This window comes from Haloarchaeobius marinus, from assembly GCF_051207415.1.
Classification (GTDB): domain Archaea; phylum Halobacteriota; class Halobacteria; order Halobacteriales; family Natrialbaceae; genus Haloarchaeobius.
This window is the reverse complement of record NZ_JBPKGD010000001.1, coordinates 1,046,691-1,069,263: the sequence shown is the minus strand read 5'-3', so window position 1 is coordinate 1,069,263 and position 22,573 is coordinate 1,046,691. Positions and strand designations below refer to the sequence as shown.

The 22,573-nt window shown below is 65.2% G+C and carries 20 protein-coding genes and 1 pseudogene; 14 read left to right on the top strand and 7 right to left on the bottom strand.

The window, feature by feature from the left end; genetic code table 11:
* Positions 1-200 precede the first annotated feature (200 nt).
* The 3 genes from ACSC1W_RS05385 (at position 201) to ACSC1W_RS05375 (ending at position 3,954) form a co-directional block, all read left to right on the top strand.
* The gene (locus ACSC1W_RS05385; RefSeq protein WP_435345837.1) at positions 201-2,453 is read left to right on the top strand and encodes a right-handed parallel beta-helix repeat-containing protein; all 2,253 of its coding nucleotides are present in this window, start codon (positions 201-203) and stop codon (positions 2,451-2,453) included.
* A gap of 245 nt (positions 2,454-2,698) precedes the next feature.
* Positions 2,699-3,073 (top strand): cupin domain-containing protein, encoded by a 375-nt coding sequence (locus tag ACSC1W_RS05380; protein WP_435345836.1) that lies wholly within the window; start codon positions 2,699-2,701, stop codon positions 3,071-3,073.
* 140 nt (positions 3,074-3,213) lie between these two features.
* Positions 3,214-3,954, top strand: coding sequence for a DUF4396 domain-containing protein (locus tag ACSC1W_RS05375; protein WP_435345835.1), 741 nt, complete (start codon positions 3,214-3,216; stop codon positions 3,952-3,954).
* A gap of 265 nt (positions 3,955-4,219) precedes the next feature.
* On the opposite strand, the gene ACSC1W_RS05370 is transcribed toward ACSC1W_RS05375, so the two are convergent.
* The gene (locus tag ACSC1W_RS05370) at positions 4,220-5,470 is read right to left on the bottom strand and encodes an MFS transporter (protein ID WP_435345834.1); all 1,251 of its coding nucleotides are present in this window, start codon (positions 5,468-5,470) and stop codon (positions 4,220-4,222) included.
* On the bottom strand, positions 5,467-5,616 hold the full coding sequence (locus ACSC1W_RS05365) for a hypothetical protein (protein ID WP_435345833.1): 150 nt from the start codon (positions 5,614-5,616) through the stop codon (positions 5,467-5,469). Before ACSC1W_RS05365 ends, ACSC1W_RS05370 begins: the two co-directional genes overlap by 4 nt.
* Before the next feature lie 227 nt (positions 5,617-5,843).
* Between ACSC1W_RS05365 and ACSC1W_RS05360 the strand changes: the two genes are divergently transcribed.
* The 6 genes and pseudogenes from ACSC1W_RS05360 to ACSC1W_RS05335 all read left to right on the top strand — a co-directional run bounded on the left by ACSC1W_RS05360 (position 5,844) and on the right by ACSC1W_RS05335 (position 13,466).
* Positions 5,844-6,830 (top strand): DMT family transporter, encoded by a 987-nt coding sequence (locus tag ACSC1W_RS05360; protein ID WP_435345832.1) that lies wholly within the window; start codon positions 5,844-5,846, stop codon positions 6,828-6,830.
* A gap of 157 nt (positions 6,831-6,987) precedes the next feature.
* Positions 6,988-7,851, top strand: coding sequence for a helix-turn-helix transcriptional regulator (locus ACSC1W_RS05355; RefSeq protein WP_435345831.1), 864 nt, complete (start codon positions 6,988-6,990; stop codon positions 7,849-7,851).
* Between the two features lie 92 nt (positions 7,852-7,943).
* On the top strand, positions 7,944-8,336 hold the full coding sequence (locus tag ACSC1W_RS05350; protein WP_435345830.1) for a hypothetical protein: 393 nt from the start codon (positions 7,944-7,946) through the stop codon (positions 8,334-8,336).
* Between the two features lie 498 nt (positions 8,337-8,834).
* Positions 8,835-9,489, top strand: a pseudogene (locus ACSC1W_RS05345) (transposase domain-containing protein).
* A 689-nt stretch (positions 9,490-10,178) separates the two neighbouring features.
* Positions 10,179-11,267 (top strand): hypothetical protein, encoded by a 1,089-nt coding sequence (locus ACSC1W_RS05340; protein WP_435345829.1) that lies wholly within the window; start codon positions 10,179-10,181, stop codon positions 11,265-11,267.
* Positions 11,268-11,690: 423 nt separating this feature from the next.
* Positions 11,691-13,466, top strand: a complete 1,776-nt coding sequence (locus ACSC1W_RS05335; protein WP_435345828.1) for a multicopper oxidase family protein — start codon at positions 11,691-11,693, stop codon at positions 13,464-13,466.
* Positions 13,467-13,689: 223 nt separating this feature from the next.
* On the opposite strand, the gene ACSC1W_RS05330 is transcribed toward ACSC1W_RS05335, so the two are convergent.
* The 3 genes from ACSC1W_RS05330 to ACSC1W_RS05320 all read right to left on the bottom strand — a co-directional run bounded on the left by ACSC1W_RS05330 (position 13,690) and on the right by ACSC1W_RS05320 (position 17,444).
* Entirely contained in the window at positions 13,690-16,017 is a 2,328-nt protein-coding gene (locus ACSC1W_RS05330) for a methyl-accepting chemotaxis protein (RefSeq protein ID WP_435345827.1), read from the bottom strand.
* A 153-nt stretch (positions 16,018-16,170) separates the two neighbouring features.
* The gene (locus tag ACSC1W_RS05325) at positions 16,171-16,707 is read right to left on the bottom strand and encodes a hypothetical protein (protein WP_435345826.1); all 537 of its coding nucleotides are present in this window, start codon (positions 16,705-16,707) and stop codon (positions 16,171-16,173) included.
* Entirely contained in the window at positions 16,704-17,444 is a 741-nt protein-coding gene (locus ACSC1W_RS05320; protein ID WP_435345825.1) for a DsbA family protein, read from the bottom strand. The genes ACSC1W_RS05325 and ACSC1W_RS05320 overlap by 4 nt, the downstream gene beginning before the upstream one ends.
* A gap of 163 nt (positions 17,445-17,607) precedes the next feature.
* Here ACSC1W_RS05320 and ACSC1W_RS05315 point away from each other — a divergent pair, with 163 nt between their 5' ends.
* Complete coding sequence (locus ACSC1W_RS05315; RefSeq protein WP_435345824.1) at positions 17,608-18,309, top strand: DUF2270 domain-containing protein; 702 nt, start codon at positions 17,608-17,610, stop codon at positions 18,307-18,309.
* Between the two features lie 98 nt (positions 18,310-18,407).
* Here the strand turns inward: ACSC1W_RS05315 and ACSC1W_RS05310 are convergent, their stop codons facing one another.
* Together ACSC1W_RS05310 and ACSC1W_RS05305 are read right to left on the bottom strand one after the other, a co-directional pair.
* Entirely contained in the window at positions 18,408-18,977 is a 570-nt protein-coding gene (locus tag ACSC1W_RS05310; RefSeq protein WP_435345823.1) for a DsrE/DsrF/DrsH-like family protein, read from the bottom strand.
* 4 nt (positions 18,978-18,981) lie between these two features.
* A complete protein-coding gene (locus ACSC1W_RS05305; protein ID WP_435345822.1) occupies positions 18,982-19,224 on the bottom strand; it encodes a sulfurtransferase TusA family protein in 243 nt (80 codons plus the stop codon).
* Positions 19,225-19,427: 203 nt separating this feature from the next.
* On the opposite strand from ACSC1W_RS05305, the gene ACSC1W_RS05300 reads away from it, so the two are divergent.
* From ACSC1W_RS05300 to ACSC1W_RS05285, 4 genes are all read left to right on the top strand, one after another.
* On the top strand, positions 19,428-19,832 hold the full coding sequence (locus ACSC1W_RS05300; protein ID WP_435345821.1) for a helix-turn-helix domain-containing protein: 405 nt from the start codon (positions 19,428-19,430) through the stop codon (positions 19,830-19,832).
* A 137-nt stretch (positions 19,833-19,969) separates the two neighbouring features.
* Positions 19,970-20,812: a deoxyribonuclease IV gene (locus ACSC1W_RS05295; protein ID WP_435345820.1), complete on the top strand. Its 843-nt coding sequence runs from the start codon at positions 19,970-19,972 to the stop codon at positions 20,810-20,812.
* 149 nt (positions 20,813-20,961) lie between these two features.
* Positions 20,962-22,128: a thiolase domain-containing protein gene (locus ACSC1W_RS05290; RefSeq protein WP_435345819.1), complete on the top strand. Its 1,167-nt coding sequence runs from the start codon at positions 20,962-20,964 to the stop codon at positions 22,126-22,128.
* Between the two features lie 55 nt (positions 22,129-22,183).
* A complete protein-coding gene (locus ACSC1W_RS05285) occupies positions 22,184-22,570 on the top strand; it encodes a Zn-ribbon domain-containing OB-fold protein (protein WP_435345818.1) in 387 nt (128 codons plus the stop codon).
* Positions 22,571-22,573: the final 3 nt, after the last annotated feature.

Genomic DNA, 22,573 nt, shown 5'->3' with positions numbered 1-22,573 from the left:
GCGCCGTGGGTCGTGGGAACGGTCGTACCGTCCACGATTCGGCGGTCGCCCGACCAGTATCCTGCCCGAGGTTCCACCCCGCATCGGTCGTCCGACGACGCCGAGGCTCACACCCCTCGGCAGAGGCAGCGCACGACAACTAACCCGACAAACCCGACGCAAACACATCGAAAACAATGAAATCGACAGTTCAGCAACGAATGCGGCAGACGGCCACGGTGGTCGTCGCACTCGCGGTCGTCCTCTCGGTCTTCGGATCGGTCGGGACGGTCGTGGCCCAGCAACCAGACGTATCGGTCTCACAGTCGCCGTCGACCACGACAGCCACGGCGGGTGAGACGGTCACCCTGCAGACGACCGTCTCGGCGACAGAGGTCAACGGTCAGGGACTACAGATTCAACTGCCGGCCGGCTGGCAGGGCAACCTGACGGACAGCGACGGCGGCTCTGCGAACCCCCCGGCAGGTCAGGCGAACAGCTTCGCCATCATCTGGCTCGAATCGGGGACGTACACCGTGACCTACGACGTGTACGTTCCGGAGGACGCGAGCGCCGGCGACTACACGGTTGACGTCGAGGGGTCGGGGATCAATCCGGCCGACGGCGGTCGTATCGTGGACTCGACCCAGACCACCATCACGGTCGAGGAACCGGACCAGAACACGGCACCGATAGCCGACGCCGGTGACGACCAGACGGTCGACGAAGGAACGTCTGTCACCCTCGACGCCACCGGGTCGACCGACCCCGACGGCGATTCGCTCAGCTACACCTGGAGTCAGACCGGCGGCCCCGACGTCACGCTGAACGACGGAACCTCGGCGACCCCGTCGTTCACCGCGCCCGAGGTCGACGGCGACCAGACGCTCACGTTCGAACTCGGCGTCTCCGACGGCAACGGCGGGTCCGACACCGACACGGTGAACGTGACGGTCCAGAACGTCGAGGAGGCTCCGGAACCGTCGATAGAGGTCTCCCAGACGGCGACGACGACCACGGTCGACTCCGGCAACCGGACGACGTTCGAGGCTACCATCGACGTAACCAACCTCGACGAACCGACGCTCGACCCGGCCCTCCCGACCAACTGGACGATCGTCGATTACGACGCCGAGGGTGCCACGTTCGACTCGTCTGCGACCGAGTGGCAGTGGCCGTCCAGTAGCGTGCACACCGTCACGTACACCGTCCAGGTGCCTGCCGACGAGACGGCTGGCGACTACACTATCGTCACGGAAGGAACTGGAATCACCGACGGTGGCGAGGAGATGTCTGACACCGCCCAGACGACCATCACCGTCGAATCGGTCGACGATGGTCAGGACGGCGAAGATGGCCAGGACGGCGAAGACGGTCAGGACGGCGAAGATGGCCAGGACGGCGAAGATGGCCAGGACGGTGAAGACGGCGAAGACGGCGAAGACGGCGAAGATGGCGAAGACGGTGAAGACGGCGAAGACGGCGAAGACGGCGAAGATGGCGAAGACGGTGAAGACGGCGAAGACGGCGAAGATGGTGAAGACGGCGAAAAGGACGTGACCAAGGTCGACTCCTGTATGGTCATCGACGAACCCGGCACGTACCGTCTCACCGAGGACATCGAGGACAGCAAGAAGAAGGTCTGCATCCGAATCAAGGCCGACGACGTCACGTTCGACGGCAACGGTCACACCATCGACGGCGTCGGTCACGAGGACACGTACGCGGTGTACGTCGGTCACCACGTCTCCGACGTCGTCGTGAAGGGTCTTACCATCCACGAGTGGGACCAGGGAGTGACGCTTCACAAGGTCGAAGATAGCAAGGTGAAGAACGTCAAGGTCCGGAAGGTCCACGACGGAATCACGCTCATCAAATCGGATGACAACGTCGTCGAGCACAACGACGTCCGCGGGAGTACCGACGACGGCATCGTCCTGTACTCCTCGGACGAGAACCGGATTCGCGACAACAGGGCCAACCACAACGACGCCGCCGGCATCGAACTCTACGATTCGAACGAGAACACGATCGACGAGAACCGAGCGAACCACAACGGACACGACGGTATCGTGCTCCACTGGTCGAACGAGAACACCGTCGAGGACAACACCGCCAACCGGAACGGCGACGACGGCCTCTACGTCGACGGTTCCAACGGCAACGTGGTCAAGCACAACAAGTTCAACCACAACGCCGACGACGGCATCGACCTCCAGTGCGCGAACGACAACACGGTCAAGCGGAACTACGTCAAGTACAACGAGGACGACGGTATCTTCCTCCGCAGTGCAGACGACAACACGATCCGCAAGAACGACGTGAAGAACAACGAGGACGACGGCATCGACCTCCGCAACTCGGACGACAACACCATCGAGAAGAACTGGGTCAAGAAGAACGCCGACCGAGCGATCGTCGAGCGGGATAGTTCGTCGGGGAACGACTTCTACGACAACGAAGTCTCGGCCTGACCGACTCACCAACCTTTTACTCGACCGTCGACGGGGCCCAGCTGCGGACCGTCAGCAGGGAGTCGCGGCGTCACCCGTTCGTGAAGTCGGTCTCGGCGGCCTGTGCGAGGTACGACTTCAGGAACGGCGTGCGCTCTCGCGAGGAGTCTGAACGTCCGCGATTACGAAAGCAACGGGCTGGCTGCATACAGTGGACGGACAGCGTTTAAGGAACCGGCCGTCGACGTTCAGACTGTGTACGGACCATGGACGTGACGAACACCGCCGACAAGACCGAGTGGGACCATCCGGTTCAGGTGACCAAGGCACTTCTCTCGGACAGCGTCGAGAGCGAGTTCGACGGGAACACCGTTCACTCGGCTGAAGTCACGTTTCGACCGGGCGAACGGACCAAGTTCCACACGCACGCCGGCGTACAGGTCCTGTACGTCACCGAGGGGGAGGGAATCGTGGCCACGCGCGACGAAGAGCGTGCGGTATCGGAAGGCGACCTGATAGTCTTCCCGCCCGGTGAAGAACACTGGCACGGGAACAGGGAGGATGCGACGTCGCCGTTCAGCCACGTCTACTTCATCGCCGAATCCGGCGACGGTGAGATGACGGTTCTGGAGTCCCCGTAGCGACGGAACCCGAACCCGTCGGCCCCGTCCCGGTTTGGAACGCTAGGCACAACCCCATTGAACCCGGCCCCGTAACTAGATACCGCAGGGACAGTCGTGAGCCTGCGCATCGACGCAACCGACCCCGTACTTCCGCAAGCATGTCACTCCACAGTCTGCTAACCCAGTTCGAACGCGCGGTCGCGCCGGTTCGTCACGTGCTGAAACCGACCCTCTCCGACCCGAGGGTGATTGCGGTCTGGGTCGTCCTCGTCGTCGCCGCCGTCGGGACGCTCTGGTGGGACGTCCGGACGCGAAACCGGGCGCTGCCCTCGATGATGAAGGGGGTCTGGACGCTGGTCGTCCTCTACTCCGGCCCCTTCGGACTGGCTATCTACTGGTTCGCGGGCCGGACGCAGATCGACCGAGACTCCCTGTGGCGTCGCGGCTTCCGGTCGACGGCCCACTGTTACTCCGGGTGCGGCGCGGGCGAAGTCGTCGGCATCCTGCTGGCACAGGCGATACTCGGCCTCACCATCGGCTGGGTCGCCGCCGTGACGTTCGGGTTCGCGTACCTGTTCGGGTACGCGCTCACCGTCGGTCCGCTGTTGCAGGAGGGCGTCGCGTTCTGGGAGGCGATGAAGGACGCGCTGTACAGCGAGACGCCGTCGATAACCGTCATGGAGGTCGTCGCCATCGGGACGGACCTGCTGTTCGCGTCGTCGGCACACGTCGGCGACGTGCTGTTCTGGTCCGCGCTGGCGTTCTCCCTGTCGCTCGGGTTCGTCGCCGCGTTCCCGGTGAACGTCGGTCTCGTGCACCTCGGCGTCAAGGAGGGGATGCAGAACCCCGCCGAGATGGGTGGACGCCGCGCGGGGCAGGCACAGGCGGCCGACGACTAGCGACGGGCGCGATGACGTTCACCATACGTTCCTTCGAGACGGAGACCCGGACGAGGCACAAGGCGACGAGCCCAATGCTGACGGCCCAGGTCGCCATCCAGATGACCCCGAGGCAGACCGCACCGATTCGAGGAGTCCCTCGACGAGGGTAGCGTCCACAGGTAACAGTCCAGTCCTCGCTCGGCGTTCTTCCCGGTTGCTCTTACGAAACCAAAGTAGAGACGCCCGCTGTCCGAGCACTCGAAACCGGCCTCGCGGTCCAACCTCAGACGGTCGGCTCTGGGTCACCGTACGAGACGGACGCCCGGGTCAGCATCGCCGCGACGACCGCGACGACCAGCACGCCGGCGGCCGCGACGCCGAGCAGTGGCCGGTAGCCCACCACGGTCGCCGCAGCGGCGAACGCCACTGGTCCGGTCGCACGACCGAGGAAGGTCGTGCTGTTGCGCAGTCCCAGTAGCCCCGCGCGGTACTCCTGTGCGACCCGTTCGCTGACCGCGGCGTCGACGGCGGGCATGCTGAGTCCGAGGCCGACCCCGAACACCAGCACGGAGACGGCGACGAAGGCCGGCGACGGCGAGACGTAGACGCCGGCGAGCGAGAGCCCGTAGCAGGTGAATCCCAGCGCGACCAGTCGCCCGTTCGAGAAGACCCCCGCGAGCCGACCGCTCGCCGCGGCGGCGACGACCGACCCTCCCTCGGCCGCCATCAGCATCAGTCCGACGTACAGCGGGGTCACCCCGAACGCGGCGGTGAGGAGGAACGGGAGCGTCGTCACGACGGTCCCGAACAGCAGGAACTCCGTCAGGAACGCGGTGGCGAGCAGGCCACCCAGCGCGGGCGTGAGCGTCGATACTGCACCCCTGAGGTATCCAGCCGTCCCGCCGTCGGGTCCGTCCGTGCCACCGTCGGTGGCGCCAGCAGTCTCGCGGGCCGTCGCAGTCGGTTCCTCGAGTACCACGGACGCGAACAGGGCGACGGGCAACCCGAGCGCGTAGGCGACGAACGGCGCGTTCCACGCGACGGCGGCGAGCGCGCCCCCGAGGACGGGGAACGCCGCCGCCCCGAGCGAGAGCACCGCGACGTTCGCGCCGAGCACCGCGTTGCGATGGACGCCGTCGAACACGTCGCCGATGATGGTCACCGTCGTGACGAACAGGGCGGCCGCGGCGGTGCCCTGGACGCCCCGCAGCACGAGCAGGGTCGTGTACGTCGGTGCGAAGAACCCGGCCAGTCCGGTCAGGCTGAACACGACCAGCGCGGGGACGAGCACGCGCTTGCGCCCGACGCGGTCGGCGAGCAGTCCCACGAACGGCGAGACGAGGATGCCCACGACGAAGTAGGCACTCACCAGCAGACTGGCCTGGGCGTCCGTCAGGCCGAACGCGTCCCGGACGACGGGGAGCGCTGGCGCGACCAGCGGAACGCCCAGGGGCGCGAGCATCGTGCTCACGAGGACGACCTGGACGGTTCGGTTGCGCCAGGGAACCGCTCCACGGGGTGGGACGTGACTCATCGTGGCCCGGCCTCCTTGGTGGGTGCGTCGCCGGACTGGACGACCGCCAGGACCGTCTCCTCGCCGATTGCTTCGAGGAACCACTCGAAGAACACGCCCGGCCCGTTCCCGGTCTCTCTCCCGCTCTGACTGACTTCCGTTGCCATGGCCGTACGGAGGCCGTGACGGCCGAAATAGGCACCTGCGGAGACCGATGCGACGGAACGAGACCCGTCTCGGCCGGTGAGACTGGACGCCTGCCGGGAGACGGGTGCCAGCGCCAGTGAACGACCGCTCACAGCCCGAGACGGCCGTCGAGCGTCGCGACCCGTCCCGTTCGGTTCGACGAGTCTCCATCCGTACGTATAGCCCGGATGCCGTCCTCCCCGCTCTCATGACCACCGGTGACCGTACGGCAGTTCGAACGAGACGAGTCGAGTTTCCCGGGACGACCGACCAGCGGTTCAAGACGACGGCGCTGTTCGTGCTGGTCGTCCTCGTCATGGGTGGCGGGTACGTCGCCATCGACGTCGGCGTCGGGACCGTTCCGCCGTTGCTGCTCGCCGCGCTCCGGTTCTACCTGACGGCCGCCGTCCTCGTCGCGGTGGCAGTCCTCACTGGCGGGCAGTGGCTGCCACGAACGCGGGCCGACTGGACGGCCGTCGGCGTCCTCGGCGTCCTCGTCTTCGCCGGCGCGATCGGGTTCCTGTTCGTGGGGCAGCAACGTACGAGCGCGTCCGTCGCGGCGGTCGTGATGTCTCTCGGTCCCGTCCTGACGGCAGCCCTCGCCCGTGCGTTGCTCCCCGACGAGCGACTGTCCGGTCGCCAGTTCGCCGGACTCGCGTCCGGACTCCTCGGGGCGCTTGTCGTGGTCGACCCTGGTTCGACCGGGTTCGCTCCCGGAACGGGGGCCGCGATGGTCCTCTGTGCGGCCGGGAGCGGGAGCCTGGGCGGCGTCCTGCTCGGTCGCGTCCGTGCGACTGCGTCACCGACGGTGCAGGCGGCCTGGGGTGCACTGCTCGGCGGACTCGTCCTGCACGCCGCGAGCGTCTGCCTCGGCGAACCGGCGGACGCCGTCGTCTGGACGCCGGCGCTCCTCGGTCTCCTGGCGTACCTCTCGGTGATGGTCGGGGGTGTCGGCTACGTCGCGTACCTGGTCCTCCTGCGGACGGTCGGCCCGACCCGGACGAGTTACACGTCCTACGCGAGTCCCGTCGTGGCCATCCTCCTCGGCTGGGTCCTCCTGCACGACCCGCCGACGGTCGGGACCGCCGTGGGGTTCGTCGCTATCGTCGTCGGGTTCGCCCTGCTGCAGGGGGGCGTCGGGAGCCGTCGTGACGGAGCAGCGCAGTCGAACCGTGGAACGGGAGTCCGTTCCTGATTGCTCGAAGGGTGGCGGTCGAGGTTGCCCCGTCGACCGGACTCGCTCCGAGACGACGGATGCTGGTCCGTTCCCGACGGTTGGTCTCGCCCGGTGAGATAGGGTTAATCCGGTGCGACGCGTCCTAGTCAGCCGGTAGCACATGGAGGTGGTGTAAGTGACGAACTCTGTACTGGACGAGATACTCGAGACGACGCTGGAACTCGTCGGGAGGCAACGCACCAGCGACGTCCCGCCCGAGCGGATGAGCACCGCCGAACTCAACGACGTGGTCCAGCACCGTGGGTTGCTGGAGGTCCTCATCGACGGACCGCTGTACCGTGACGAGATCCAGGAGCGACTCGACGTCTCCCGGGCGACGAGCCACCGCTTCACCCGGTGGCTCCAGGACAACGACCTCGCAGAGCGCGTGGACGGTCGATACCGGTTGACGGGGAAAGGCACGACGTACGCCGACGAGGTGCTCCGGTTCGAACGCAACCTGCGGACGGCGACGGCGCTTGCTCCCCTCCTCGACGTCATCTGCGAGTACCACCAGGAGTTCGTCATCCCACCCTTCGCCGACGCGACCGTTACGACGGCGACGCCCGACGACCCCCACCGCCCGGTCGCCCGGTTCGTCGCGTTGCTCCGCGACAGTTCGACGTTCCGGGGGTTCAACACGACCCACATGGTGCCCCCCGCACTCGCAGACGTCTACGACCACCTGTTCGACGGAATCGAGACCGAACTCATCTATCTCCCCGACGTCGTCGACAACCTCGTCGAGACGTACCCCGACCGGCTCCGGGTCGGCATCGACGCCGGACACCTGCGACTTCGGACCCGCGAGGCGCTCCCGTACGGACTCGCCATCTTCGACGACAGAGTCGGCATCGCCGGGTTCGACGAGGAGACGGGGTCCATGCACGTCTTCGTGGATAGCGACTCCGCCATCGCCTGCGCCTGGGCCGACCGCGTGTTCGAGACCTACCGGAACAACTCCGACCCCATCGAACTGCACGCGTACCTCGACGATTGAGTCGATACGGTTCGGCGTCCTGCGAGGCGGTACATTCGGGCCCGGGATGCTACTGGGGCAGTTATTCCTGGGTGGCTATCGAATCGCTAGTCATGTTTCGAAGATTCCTCGCCGCGATCGGCATCCTCGAGATCCTCGTCCCGGAAGCGTTCATCGACGCCGTCCAACGCCTCGCACTCGAGAATCCGGACGCGCTCGAGGTGCGGCCGTCGGTCATCACGGAGGCGCGCGTCGAGGGGGTCCTCTACCTGTTCTTCGCGTGGCGGTCAGACGCCGGGTACTCGGCGTTCAAGAAGTTCCTCGGTCTGGTCGGACTGACCGCACTGGTCTCTCCGCAATACTTCGTCGACGCGGTGGCGAGGATGGCCTACGCCGACTCGGAGAACTGCGAGTGGAGAGACGGCGTCTACGCCGCCGTTCGAATCGTCGGGGTCGTCTACCTGCTCATCGCACTCGACGAGTGGAAGAAGAACCGGTCGGAATAGGGGCGAGTCGGTCACGTCCGTAAGGAACGGGCACACGGATCCCGCGATACCGACTGCTGACTCGTCGACGGGACCCGGGGATATCCTATAGCGATATGCAGTATAGCACGTCCGTCGGTCGGCAGGTGCGACGATAGAACCGGCAGAGAGCGGTCACATTCCTCCGGATTCGACGCCGGGGCGATGTCCACCGCGTACCCGACGCCCCCGACGAGGATGCTCGTCCTGATTCCCTCGACAGCCCTGTTTCGGGCGAAGAACTGCCCCAATCGGGTCACTGGTGCAAGAATCTACAACCCGTGCGACCAGGACGTCCGTGAGAACCGTGCATAACGAGAGCACTCCGGACCGGACGCGACGTCCGGTCCCGACGGGCAGTCGGACGTTAACGGAGCGCCGTCGGAGGAGTACGAGCCACACGATTGCAGGGATGCCCGTCAGTCGACGAATTCGTGGGATACGTGCGAGTGAGGCCATCGGAGCCGGTTTCGAGTTCCCGTGTGGTCGGGCGTGTTTGGTTTTCAGGAACGAGAAGCGACACCCAGCCCGCGATGGAACTCGGTATCCGACTCCATCTGGCTTGGCTATCGCTTTTGGATACAGTCTCTATACTCGATACATTTGGAATCAGTCTCTGTCGCTCGACTGCTCACAACTGGGTGCGGAAGGCCCATATACAGCCACTCGACGGTGCTGACCCGGACCACGTGGCAGTCGATGAAACCGTGATCCGACTCGACGACGAGCGTTGCTTGCTGTACGCTACGGTCGCCCCCGAAAACGAACCGCCTGCTGTACGTCTGTCGCTGTCCGACGAGAACACGGGTACTCACCGGGACGTTCCTCGCCGAACTCCGCGAGGAACGTCTCGGCGACGCAATCGTTCTCGTCGACGGCGCAACGTGGCTTCAGGCGGTCTGCCAGCCCACGGCCTCCGATTCCAGCACGAAACTCGCGGGGTTCGCAACAGTTCCGAACGTGTCTTTCGAGGGGTATAAACTACAACCAGGCAGTTCTCGAACTGTTCTAGCCACGTCGACGCAGCCACCGTCGGGAACTGGCTCCAGGCATTCGCCTGGCATGGAACCAGCTAATTCGACCCCTACCTCGCGAGAACCGACAGATCCACCGCAGTGACGCAGGGCCGTCGTGACCTGCTTCGGTTCGACCGAAGTGGGTGTCCTGGCCGCCTGCAGCACAGAGCCGAGCGTTCCAGGGCCCGAATCAGCCCTCCAGGGCTATCGGCGTCCTCGTGACTGCAGTCCACCGGGGCGTGGAGCGCGACCCACGGTCGTGTAGACCCGAAACGACGCGCGCCAGTAGGCGTTTGTCTCGTCGGGCCACGTCGACCGACCAGCAACCACTCGGGGCGCAGTCCTGCGGTTTCTCCCCCAGGTTCGTTCTCCCCCTCCGTTCTCCGGCGGTTTTCCCTCCGGTCGGTTCGCCCAGAATCGGAGCAGTTCGGGCCGGAGAGGACTGTCTCCGCAGATACGCCGTCGTGGGGTGCGAAACGGGGATAAATCATATATCGATATATCAAATCCGGGCAGCGGGCACGAGACGACGGCGTATCGCGAGGGGGCCGAGAAGCGTGGTTTCGGGCGATACAGGGGAGCTGGCGGTTCCGGGGCGACCGACGCGAGCGCCCCAGGCCGAGTCGCGGATCCGGCGTCTCTGCGCGCTCGAGCACTCACGGGGACCCGGCGTCGTCTATCCGATACGCGAGGAGAAGCCCCCGTCCGAGGGTGGAGTTGCTATCGATGCTCGATATCCGGTCACTGGCTGGTACCCGTGTCATAACAATTGAGGACGGGACCGAACCCCGAACCCGGAGAGAAACCGATGGTTCCCCGAAACGACTCCGACGCCGACGGCGTATCGCGTCGTACAGCGCTGAAGGCGGGCGTCCTCCTGTCGTCGGTCGGTGCGGTCGGTGTGTCGACGCTTTCGAAAGCAGCCTGGGCAGAGGACCCCCGGGCCGCGGTCTTCGACCTCGACTTCGCCGTCGGGAGTGGTGATGCAGACGCTGTGGGACCCGATTCGGCGGGCTGGAAGGTCGACCGCAAAGCGCCGGATGCGTGGGAGACGAGTACCCTCGAAGGCGACGGCGACGACGGCCGGTTACATATCGACATCGACGAGTCCGGAACCACCAGTGGGTTCCGCAGCGAACAGGGGAAGAAGTACCTCCCCGAGGAGGGAGGTCACTGGGACACCGGGCACAACACGGTCCTGAGCTATCGCTTCTTCATCGACCCGTACTGGGAAGACGACGACGGGAAACGCCACCAGACCGGGATGTGGGGCGTCCTCGCGGACGCGAACGGGGACGTCGTCGCGTATCCGGTACTCGAGTACCAGGACAGCGACAGCACCGGGAACCCCAACGAACCCGAGGACTACGTGAACGAGGTGCCCGATGGCCCCCAGTTCAGACTCTACACCCAGAACGACGAGTGGCTGAACCTGGGGCTGCCGAAGAAGATCCGCGTGGACCCGGAGGAGGGAGGCTGGGTAGACGTGAAAGCGAGGTTCCTCTTCAGGGGGAATCCCAGGGTGATGTGGTTCGTGAACGGCGCACTCCTCGCCGTCGACGATACCATCGACAACGCCGGCGACCCGGCACTGTTCCGCGAACCGATACTCAACAGCGAGAACTTCGGCGAGGACGCGGACTACTACTACGACGACATCAGACTGACCGTCCCGAGAGCCGGTGAAGACGGGGAAGGTAGAGACGGTGGCGATGCAGAGAGCCGTGAACACGAGGACGAAGCAGAACACGAAGGCGACGACGAGATAGGGGACGACGATGACGACGATGAAGACGGGTGTGACGAACGGGAAGACGACGAATGGGAAGACGACGAAGACCACGACGAAGACGACGAATGGGAAGACGACGAAGACCACGACGAAGACGACGAGTAGCCACTCGGCGGTCTCCCGGAACGATACCTCGAGCTCGGCTCCCGTCTCGAAGTCGTTCGTAAGACGCGTATACCCGCTTGCCGACCAACCCACCGGGTCAAGTCGACGTATCTCGCCGGGCCCGTCGAACCCGTAGTACCGGCAGAAACGGCGACGTCGAGGTGGAGAACCCCTCGGTGGTGTGGAACGCTCCAGTATCGTTCATAGGCCAGCCATCGAAAAACCGAATCGGCCTCGGTTAACTTTTTGGTAATATTACCTCAGTAATAACGAAATGTTATTTCTAATGGTTAACTGGCCGAAGGGTTAATGTGGTGCATCTCCGAAGGTGATAACCATGTTACCCACTGGTAATAACCTGGTAACTAACAGAGGGCTAAAATTGACTCCGAACGAAATCTTTGACAGAGGAGTCCGTGAATAATGCCCGACGTATCGAGACGATTGTTGCTGAAAGCAGGTGCAGCGTTGGGTATCGCGGGATTCGTCCCACAGAGCAACTTTGCAGAGGAGGGACACTCGGAGTGGGACTCGTCCCCTGAACTCGACAAGTACGTTCACCCGCTACCGATTCCCGAGGAGCGAGCACCCGACGGCAGACATCGCGGTGCCGAGTACCACGAGGTCGAGGTACAGGAGGCACAGCACAGTTTCCACCCCGACCTCGACGACACCACGATCTGGGGGTTCGACGGTCAGTTCCCCGGGCCGGTCATCGCCGGCCGTCGAGGACGGCGCCTCGCGGTGAAGTTCGACAACAGCCAGATGCCGGACGACCACCTCTTGGAGGTGGACGAGCGAATCCACGGGACCACCACGGAGAACTACGTCGGACACGACGATCCCGTTCCCGAGGTGCGGACCGTCACCCACTTCCACGGGCTCAACGTCGCACCGGGGAGTGACGGCCAGGCCGAGATGTGGACCTCCCCCGACGGCGTGACCGGCCCCCGATTCGAGCGGGAGGTCCAGGTGCTGCCGAACCGACAGTCCCGGCTGACGACGACCTACCACGACCACGCCAGGGGTATCAGTCGACTCAACAACTATGCCGGTCTGGTCGGCGCCTACTACATCCGGAGTCGCATGGAGGAGCGACTCGACCTGCCGGACGGCGACTACGACATCCCGCTCGTCCTGGCAGACCGGTCGTTCAACGACGACGGGTCGCTGCACTACCCGGACGAGTTCGTCGCGAACTTCGCCGGTGACACCCCCACCGTCAACGGTGCAGCGTGGCCGTACCTGGAGGTAGAACCCCGGAAGTACCGGTTCCGCATCCTGAACCCGTCCAACGGTCGGGTGTACGGCCTCGGCTTCGACAAAGCCGAGGACAGCGACGACGTCCACGCGCACGGGGCCAGCGAGGTCCCGACGATGCACCAGATCTCGCCGGGCCACGGGTTCCTGGACGACGTCGTCTCCATCGGTCACGGTGGAGACCTCGAGAAGCTCGTCGTGGCGCCGTTCGAACGGGCCGATATCGTCGTCGACTTCTCCGACCACGCCGGCGAGACGTTCACCGTCACGAACGACGCCGAGTTCCCGTACGAGGGCGGCTCTGGCCACGACGACGGCATGGATGGCGGCATGGACGGCGGCATGGATGGCGGCATGGGCCATGGAAACATGGACCACCCGCAGATCCACGAGATCATGCAGATTCGGGTCAAGGATACGGCGACCACGCAGGATACCACCACGCACCCGTCCAACCTGCGACTCCCGAACCGGCGTCGCAGTCCGGACCCGAACGACGCCCGCACGACCCGGGAGATCACCATGGAGATGGGCATGGACGACAGCGGGCTCATGACCCACACCCTGAACGGTCGGCGCTGGGGTGACGGAATCCATATAAAACCCCAGCTCGGATCGACCGAGGTCTGGGAGCTCGTGAACAACACCAACCACACCCACCCGATCCACATCCACCTGGTCGATTTCGAAGTTCTCAGCCGCGAATCCCGCGACGGCCATCACGGCCGACAGCCGCCCCTCCCGAACGAACGGGGTGGCAAGGACGTCGTCCGGGTCAATCCCGGGGAGACCGTCCGGATCGCCATCGAGTTCGGGGACTTCCCCGGTCAGTTCCCGTTCCACTGTCACATCCTCGAACACGAGGAACACGACATGATGCGATCCTTCGAGGTCGTCACCGGAGACGCACCCGGTGACCACCCGGACTGGGGGAACTGACGCACCCGCAGATACGTCGGTCCTGAACCGACCGACGACCTCGAAACGAGACGAAGACTGTGACACTCCGTTCACGACGGGCCGAATCACCCGTCGCTGTCACGGTTCTGTTCTTTTGCTACGGACCGGCGAGAAGCATCGGTTCGTGACCCGATTCGGCCCGCGAGTGGTGGTTCGACCGCCGTTCCGGACGGAGCTGGGTCGAACGACAGGAGTGGGGTTCCTACCGACTATCGCCGTCGGGTTCGGCGTCTCGTGACCCCTGGCCCTGGTCGTCCGAGACGCCGTCGTCGACGACGAACGAGAACTCGTCGTTACCGTCGTTGGTGGTCCATATCGCGTTGTCGTCGACGATGGCCGGCCGGTCGGGGTCGTCCCCGGTCTCGAACTGGTCGAGCTTCGAGGAGAGTTCGGACGCCTGCTGTGAGAGGTTGCTGACGGAGCGGGAAACCTCGGTGAGCGCAGTCGTCTGTTCTTCCCCGGCGGCTGCGACGTTCTCGGCTTCGGTGGTGGTCTCCTCCGCGATCGTCGCCGCCTCGTCGACCATCGAGACGACCTCCTGGGTGGACGCCGCCTGCTGCTGGGTGGCCGCAGAGATCTCCTGGACGCCGTCGCTCGTCTCGTCCGCGTACTCCGCGATCTCCTCCAGGGCGTCGACGGTGTCCTCGACGGCGTCGCGGTGGTCGTCGATCCGTTCGCTCGTCTGTCTGACTTCGGTGGTCGTGCGGTCGGCCTGCGACTTGATCTCCTCGATCTGTTGCTCGATGTCTTCGGCGGCGTCCTTCGTCTCCTCGGCGAGTTCCTTGACCTCGTCCGCGACGGCGGAGAAGCCCTCGGACGCCTCGTCCGGCCGGGTCGCCTCGATGCCCGCGTTCAGGGCCAGGATGTTCGTCTGCTTGGCCACGTTCGTGATGAAATCGACCAGTTCGTCGACCTCGTCGATCTCCTCCTCGAGCGATTCGATTGCCTCGATGGTTCGCTCGGAGTCGGCCTGGACCTCGTTCATCTCCTCGATGGTGTCGCTCGCGAGCTCCCGACCCTCTCTCCCCGTCTCTGCGGTCTGCGCCGCGAGGTCTGCGACGTTGTTCGAGGAGGCTGCAATCTGTTCCGTCGTCGTCGAGAGACCGTTCATCTCGTCGTTGACGGTCTGTAAGTTCTCGTTCTGACGCTCGGCACCGTCGGATATCTCCTGGATCGACTCCGTCACCTGCTCGCTGGCCGACCGGACCTCTTCGGTGCTCGCCGTGACCTGCTCGCTCGAGGCGGCGACCTCGTCTGCGAACCGTGACAGTCTGTCGACGGTCAGTTCGATCTCCCCTACCATCTGGTTGAACTCGGCGGCGATCTCGGACATCGCCTCGCTCTGGCTCTCGGGGTCCATCCGCTGGGTGAGGTCTCCCTCTGCACACTCCTGCATCACGTCGGCGTACTCGTCTGCCTTCGTCTCCAGATGGTCGTTGAGGCGATTGGCCCTGGCGCGTGCGTCCTCTACCTCTGCGATCCGTTCGCGCAGGGACGCCCGCATACTGTCGAACGCGTCGTAGAGTTGCCCGATCTCGTCAGTCCGGTCCGTATCGAGTTCCGCGTCGAGGTTCCCGCGTTCGAGTTTCGACGCCCGGTCGGCCAGTCGCTCTATCGGGCGGGTCGTGTCGCGTCCGATGACGACGCCCACGCCGGCGAGACCGAGCATCGAGAGGACGACCAGGGCGATGACGGAGCGCTCAATCTCGCTCTGCAGGGCGTAGGACGATTCGGCCGGGATGTGGGTCATGATCACCCAGTTCGTACCGGGGACCGGCGCGAATCCCATCGTCATCGTTCTCGCGTGTCCGTGGCTGACCTCCATCTCCATGTAACCTACCTCGCCCTGGAGACCGCGTTCGACGGCCATCGAGTCCACGCTGTAGTTCTCCGGCGAACCCACGTTCTGGGTGTTGATGTCGTGGTGGTGGTGACTCATCACGACCGTCCCCCGGGAGTCGACGATGTGGGTGAACGAATCCTCGGACGCGGCCGGCAGGTCGAGTTGCTCGGTCTGGGAGAAGAGGTCGACGACCAGAACGATGGCCCGGTCAGATTTGTCCGGCACCGGACTGACGAACGCGATCGAAGCGTTCTGGGTGACCGTATCGTTGTACGGGTGGGTGACGACGGTCTGTCGCGCGTCCCCGAGGTCGAGACCCTGGGCCGCCCACTCGACGCCTGCGTCGCGATAGTTCACGCCAGCGGCCCCCTCTCGCGAGCTGGCGAGGACCTCCTGGTCCTCCGTATCGTAGTAGTGGATGGCGGAGACGGAGGCCGACGATTCGGCCCCTTCCGCCCTGAGGTACGACTCAATCTCGGAGACGTCGCCACCAGCGACCGGGCCCGACGCCGAGATGTAGCCTGTCTTCTCTCGCATCCCCTCGACCCACTCTCCGACGGTGTTCGCCTGGAGGGACGTCGTCTTCTCCATATTCGCTTGGGTACTATCGTGCAGTGCTGCCCCCGTTTGCGCGTAGATGACGCCGCCGATGCCCGCGATGAGCAGGAGGACGAGCAGAAACAGCACGGCCAGTTTCCTTGAGAAGCTGCTTCTGATCGCCGAAATCGGTGATTTTGGAGTGTTGTTGCCCATTTCTGATAGCAACCACACAGTAGTGACTAATGATAATTGTGCTTCATCAGAGACGTATTCGATAAACAATCGATACTAACTGGTCGTTCACTCGGACGCAGGACCGACGTCACAGTACCGTGGGTCGCCGGCACGGGCCAGATACCCCAGCAACAGCACCAGGCCGCCGGCGCGGAGCAGGTTCCCGTGGAACGGCAGGGTCGCCATCGCGCCGGCGAACCCGAGTAGCCCGAGGACGCCGGCACCACAGCTCGCACAACCCGACGCGAGGAGGCCGGGGACCGCACTCGCGAGTCCCCGGGTCCCGGACGGGCCGACCTGCCCGAGCCGCCCCAGCGCGTTCGTGAGTGCGACGCCGGTCACGAGGGAGTACACGACGACGAGTCCGAGGCCGAGTTCGCCGATGGTCGAGTACGTGTTCGCCGTCAACGCGAGCACGGCGTCGTCGAGGTACGTCGCCCCGGCCCCGAGCATCTGGGCGGAGTACTCCGGGAACGAACTCAGGACGAGGAAGACGTACGTGAGGACCGAGAACAGGGCGACGGCCAGCGTTCGACCCGCCGTCGTCAACGGGTACGCGAGCGCGGCCAGCAGCCGTTCTACGTGTCGTTCCACCCGGCTCATGCGTTCTGGACTCGCCGGATGGCCTCCTCGAACCGTTCGTACGGTTGTGCACCCACGAGTTTCCCGGCGGCGTCTGCGTCGCGGTTGTAGACGACGAACGCCGGTGTCCCGCGGATGCCGAACCGTCGCGCCTGTGCCACGTCGTCCTCGATGGCCGCCTCGACGTCGCTCCGGTGGGTAGCCAGACAATCCTCGACGGCCGCCGCGTCGACCCCTTCGACGCCCCGGGTGACCTCCAGCAGGTTCGCCTTCGACGCCCACTCCGAGGTCCCGGAGTCCTGTTCGGCGAACACGGCCGAGTGCCACCGCCAGTACGCCCGGGCGTCGTCCTCCCGGACCTGCCGCCAGACGCAGCGGTCCATCACGGCGGCAGTCCACGAGCGCTGCCCGAGATAGGGGTACTCGATGAACACCAGTCGGACGTCGCCGGGTCGGACGTAGTCGTCGACGAGACTCGGAAGCGTGTCCCGCTCGAACCGCTGGCAGAAGGGGCACTGGTAGTCGCTCCAGTAGTAGATGTCGAGCGGGGCGTCCATCGACCCCATGACCGGATGGCCCTGCAACGCGACTCCCAGCCCGGTCGTTTCGGAACTGCTGTGCATGGGGGCCGGGGTCATCGACGACGGGCCGGACGGGTCGAGTCGCGACGCGCCGTAGACGACGCCCGTTCCCGCGAGCGTCGCACCGACACTGCCGAGGAGGGCTCGCCGCGTCGTCAGCGAATCGGGGAGTTCCATTCTGTACTGTACGTCTAACCCAACGCTCCGAAAAGCTGGTGCTTCCGGCTACCTGCCACGGGGCCGTTCGGACGAGGGGACGGGAGTCGATGCGACTGTCACCCCGGTTCGAGCCTGAAGTCGAAATCGGTTTGCGTGGTCGCCACGAGGTTCTCACCTACCGATGTCCGACGAACCAGACCGCCCCGACGAGGAGGGGCCCCCTCCCGAGGAAGTCGGCAAGGGACTCCTCGACGAGGAGATGGGGCCGAGTTCTTCGCTCGCACACCTGTACCGGGGCGAGGTCCATCGGATGAAGTTCTGGCGCGAACGGCTCGACCAGACCACAAACTGGGCAGTCATCATGATGGCGGCCATCCTGACGTGGGCGTTCTCCAGTCCGTCCCACCCACACTACGTCATCCTGGTCGGCATGGCCGCCCTGACCGTGTTCCTCTTCATCGAGGCCCGGCGCTACCGGGGGTACGACATCTGGCGCTCCCGCGTCCGGTCGCTCCAGCGGAACGTCTTCGCTCCCGGCCTGGACCCCTCACGCGAGATTCCAGACCCGGAGTGGCGACGCGACCTGAGTGCGGACTACTACAGGCCGACCATCAAGATAACGATGGAGGAGGCCGTCGCCCACCGACTGCGCCGCATCTACCTGCCGCTCTTCGGGGTCCTGCTCGCCGCGTGGGTCATCCGCATCACGGCGTTCGTCGAGGTGGAGTGGCCGTCGAGTGCCGCCATCGGCGTCATTCCGGGCGGACTGGTGACCGCACTCGTCGTCCTCTACATGCTCGCTCTGGTCGTCGTCGCGTTTCGTCCCCGGACGTGGCACGCGAAAGAGGAGATGCGCACGAGGGAGTTCCGCAGGAACCGCTAGCGGACCCCAGGGTGGACGCCGGCGAACGGGAGCCAGAGGGAGGTCACGTCGCTTCGCGTCGGAGAACGAGAAGCCGTCTCAAGGGACCGCAACAACGCTCAGACGAGGAGCTGGACGTCGGCCTCGGCCATGTCCTGGATGGCCGTCGCCGCGCCGACGCCGGTGACGACGCCGTCGAAGAAGTCGTCCTCGTCGTAGTCCATCAGGTCGATGGTCATCTGGCAGGCCTGGAACTCCACGCCCATGTCGAGTGACGTGTCGATGAGCTCCTGGATGGTCGCGGTGTCGTTGTCCGCGATCTGTTTCTCCATCATCTTCGTCGTCACCCGGTCCATCCCGGGGAGTGCGCCGACGACGTTCGGGACCGGCATGCTCGGGTTGCCGACCGAACTCAGCTGGAGCTTCTTCGATTTCTCCTCGTGGAGGATGTCCAGCCCCCAGAAGGTGTGGAAGACGGTGACCTCCCAGCCGAACGCGGCGGCCGTGCTCGCGAGGATGAGCGGGGGATAGGCCATGTCGAGGGTGCCCTTCGTCGCGATGATGGACATCTTCTTCTGGCCGTCGCCCGTCTCGGCCTCCACGTCGGCCAACCGGTCTTCGAGTTCGTCGATGCGTGCTTCGAGTTCGTCGCGGGTCAGCGTCTCCGCGTCGGTCGTATCGGTGCTCATAGGATCACGCCGTCTTCTTGACGTAGTGCTTGTAGACGTCGCCGGCCTCCTCCTGTCCGACGAGTTCGACGCCGTCGGTCGAGTCGGCCCAGCCGCCGAGGTCGCTCATGCTCCCGGGGTCGGTCGCGAGTACCTCGAGAATCTCGCCAGGTTCGAGGCCGTCGGTAGCCTGCTTCGTCTTGACGACTGGCATCGGGCAGTTCTGTCCTTTCACGTCGAGCGTGTCTGTGATTTCGTACTCGGTCATGGTATTGACTTCACTGCCCAATATTGGCCCCACCTGTAAAAACATATCGGTGGCAGTTCGGACATCGCACACAACTACTGTCCCGCCAACGCGGTTTTCTGCGGTTCCCTGTCGTCTCGTCGCGTGAATGCGGTGCAGTATTGCTCTAAATTAGAAATTCTATGCAAATGCTTTTGAGGGCGAGCCACGAACTACTTCCTACGATGACGGACCCCATGAGCGACATACTCCGGCAGGACATGCAGTGTGAGGGGCTCCTCCAGTGCTTCCACGGGGTGAAAGAACTCGACCTGGAGGTCTTCCAGTTCCTGACCGCGCAAGACGACCCGATGACGGTGGACGAGATCGCCGACGCGATAGAGCGCGAACGGTCGACCGCCTACCGGTCCATCCAGCGACTGGTACAGGCCGGATTCGTACAGAACGAACAGGTCAACTACGACCAGGGGGGCTACTACCACGTCTATCGACCGGCGGACCCCGACGAGGTCACGGACGACATGCAGCGGATGCTGAACGACTGGTACGCCAAGATGGGCCAGTTGATAGACGAGTTCCGCGAGAAGTACGAACACGCCGCCGACCAGACGGCGGCCGCCGAGGACTAGCCCCACCGCGGGGTTCGACGTCCAGTCTCCCATTTTTGCTATCGACGAACCACCGGACACGCCCCCGCCGGGACCCACGGCGTGACCGTCTCCGGGTCGTCACCAACGATTAACAGCGAGGCCGGTGAACTCAGAGTATGTTCCGGATCGGTGCGCACGTCTCCATATCGGACGGGTTCCCCGCTGCGGTCGACCACGAGGTCGACCTCGGGGGGAACTGCGGACAGATATTCGTCGGTTCGCCACGTGGCTGGGCGGTCAGCGAGGTCGACGAGACGGAAGCAGAGGCGTTCCAGGAGACGACAGAGGAACGGGACGTCCGCCCGTGGATCGTCCACGGGACGTACCTCGTCAACCTGGCGACGCCGAAGGACGACCTCGCGGAGAAGTCCGTCGATTGTGTCCAGTCCGAACTCGACGCGACGGCAGCCCTCGGCGTCCCGTACTACGTGTTCCACCCGGGCGCACACACCGGTGCCGGCGAATCGACCGGGATACGGAACGTCGGGGAGCGACTCTCCGAGGTCGACGTCCCGGACGACGTCACGCTCCTGCTGGAGAACACGGCCGGGAAAGGGACGACCGTCGGCAAGCGACTCGAAGACCTCGACGAGATGGTCGAGGTGTCGTCCCACGGGTACGGCGACCTCGGCATCTGCCTCGATACGTGCCACCTCTTCGCTGCGGGCTACGACTTCAGGGACGACGCGGGGATGGCCGACCTGGCCGACGACATCGAGGCGACCGTCGGCTACGAGAACGTCCACTACCTCCACCTCAACGACTCGAAACACCCACTCGGGTCCGAGAAGGACGAACACCAGCACGTCGGCGAGGGCGAGATCGGCGAGGACGGCTTCCGACTGTTCGTGAACCACGACGGACTCCGGGAGAACCCGATGGTGCTGGAGACGCCGGTGGACGAGAAGGGGTACGAGTGGAACATCGAGACGGTGAAACGACTGCGGACGGGCGACTGAACGTGCCGGAGACGTTGCCGGTGGAGTACACGGGTCGCACTCACGCGCGCGACGTTCGAGAGCCCACGATGGCCGTCGGCCGGCCCGGACCGGGCATGTCGCGCCGTTAACCACGACATATTAAACGGTGTGTGGACTACCAGCAGGTAATGACCGAGGTACGAATCGCCGGTGTCGGGTTGACCAAGTTCGGCGCGTCGCCGGAACGCACCGGTCGTGACCTGTTCGCGGAAGCAGGACTCGATGCGCTCGAAGACGCCGGTGTGGCACAGGACCACGTCGAGGCTCTCTTCTACGGGAACTTCATGGGGGAACTCGCGGAGCACCAGGGCCACCAGGGCCCGCTGATGGCCGAGGCAGTCGGCGTCGACGCTCCGGCGACCCGCTACGAGGCGGCGTGTGCGTCGAGCGGCGTCGCGGTCCGCGAGGCCGTCAAGAACGTCCGCAACGGCGAGCGAGACGTCGTCCTCGTCGGCGGGGCCGAACGCATGACGAACCTCGGAACGGCGGGCGCGACGGAGGCGCTGGCCATCGCCGCAGACGACCTCTGGGAGGTCAAGGCCGGCATGACGTTCCCCGGCGCGTACGCGCTCATGGCGAACGCCTACTTCGACGAGTACGGCGGCGGGCGCGAGGACCTGGCCGCCATCGCGGTGAAGAACCACGAGAACGCGGTCCCGAACGAGAAGGCCCAGTACCAGCGCGAGATAACGACCGAGGACGTCATCGAGGCGCCCATGGTCGCCGAACCCCTCGGTCTGTACGACTCCTGTCCCATCTCGGACGGGGCGAGCGCGCTCGTGCTCACCTCCGGCGAGTTCGCCGAGGAACACGACCTCGACGCCCCCGTGGCCATCGCGGGGACCGGCCAGGGCGGGGACATGATGGCACTCCACGACCGCGAGCACCTCGCACGCTCGCCCGCCGCCGACGAGGCGGCCGAGGAGGCCTACGCGGACGCCGGCATCGACCCGGGAGACGTGGACATCGCCGAGGTCCACGACTGCTTCACCATCGCCGAGGTGCTCGCACTGGAGTCGCTCGGCCTGTTCGACGTCGGCGAGGGCATCGCTGCCGCGAGGGACGGCCACACCACCCGCGAGGGGGACCTGCCGGTGAACCTCTCGGGCGGACTGAAGGCGAAGGGGCACCCGGTCGGCGCGACCGGAGCGTCCCAGATAGCGGAACTCACCGCCCTCATGCGGGGCGACCATCCGAACAGCGAGTACGCCACGGGTGCGACGACCGGCGTCGCCCACAACGCGGGTGGGACCGTCGCGAGTGCGGTCGTCCACGTGCTCGAGGTGGTCGCATGAGCGAACGACGTGAGCGACTGCGAGTACGCCGGGGCGTGGCTCCGGGGGTGGTCGCATGAGCGACGACGTCCACCACGCCGGCTACGACGACTGGCTGGACGCCGTCGAGGACGGCGAACCGTACTACCTCGAAGGCCCCGACGGCGACGGCTGGTTGCCGCCGCGGCGCGTCGACCCTGCGACCGGGTCGCGGGAACTCACGGAGGAACCGCTCCAGACGCCCGGCGAGATAGAGACGTTCACCGTCGTCCACGTTCCGACGCCGGCCTTCGAGGAGGACGCACCGTTCGCGACGGCCATCGCACGGTTCGGACCGGTCAGGATAACGGGCATCGTCGCCGACGTGGACCCTGACGCGGTCGAGGTCGGCACTGCCGTCGACGTCGACGTCGCGAAGACGGCGACGACCGGCGAGCGCGTCGTCGTCTTCCGACCGCACTAACTG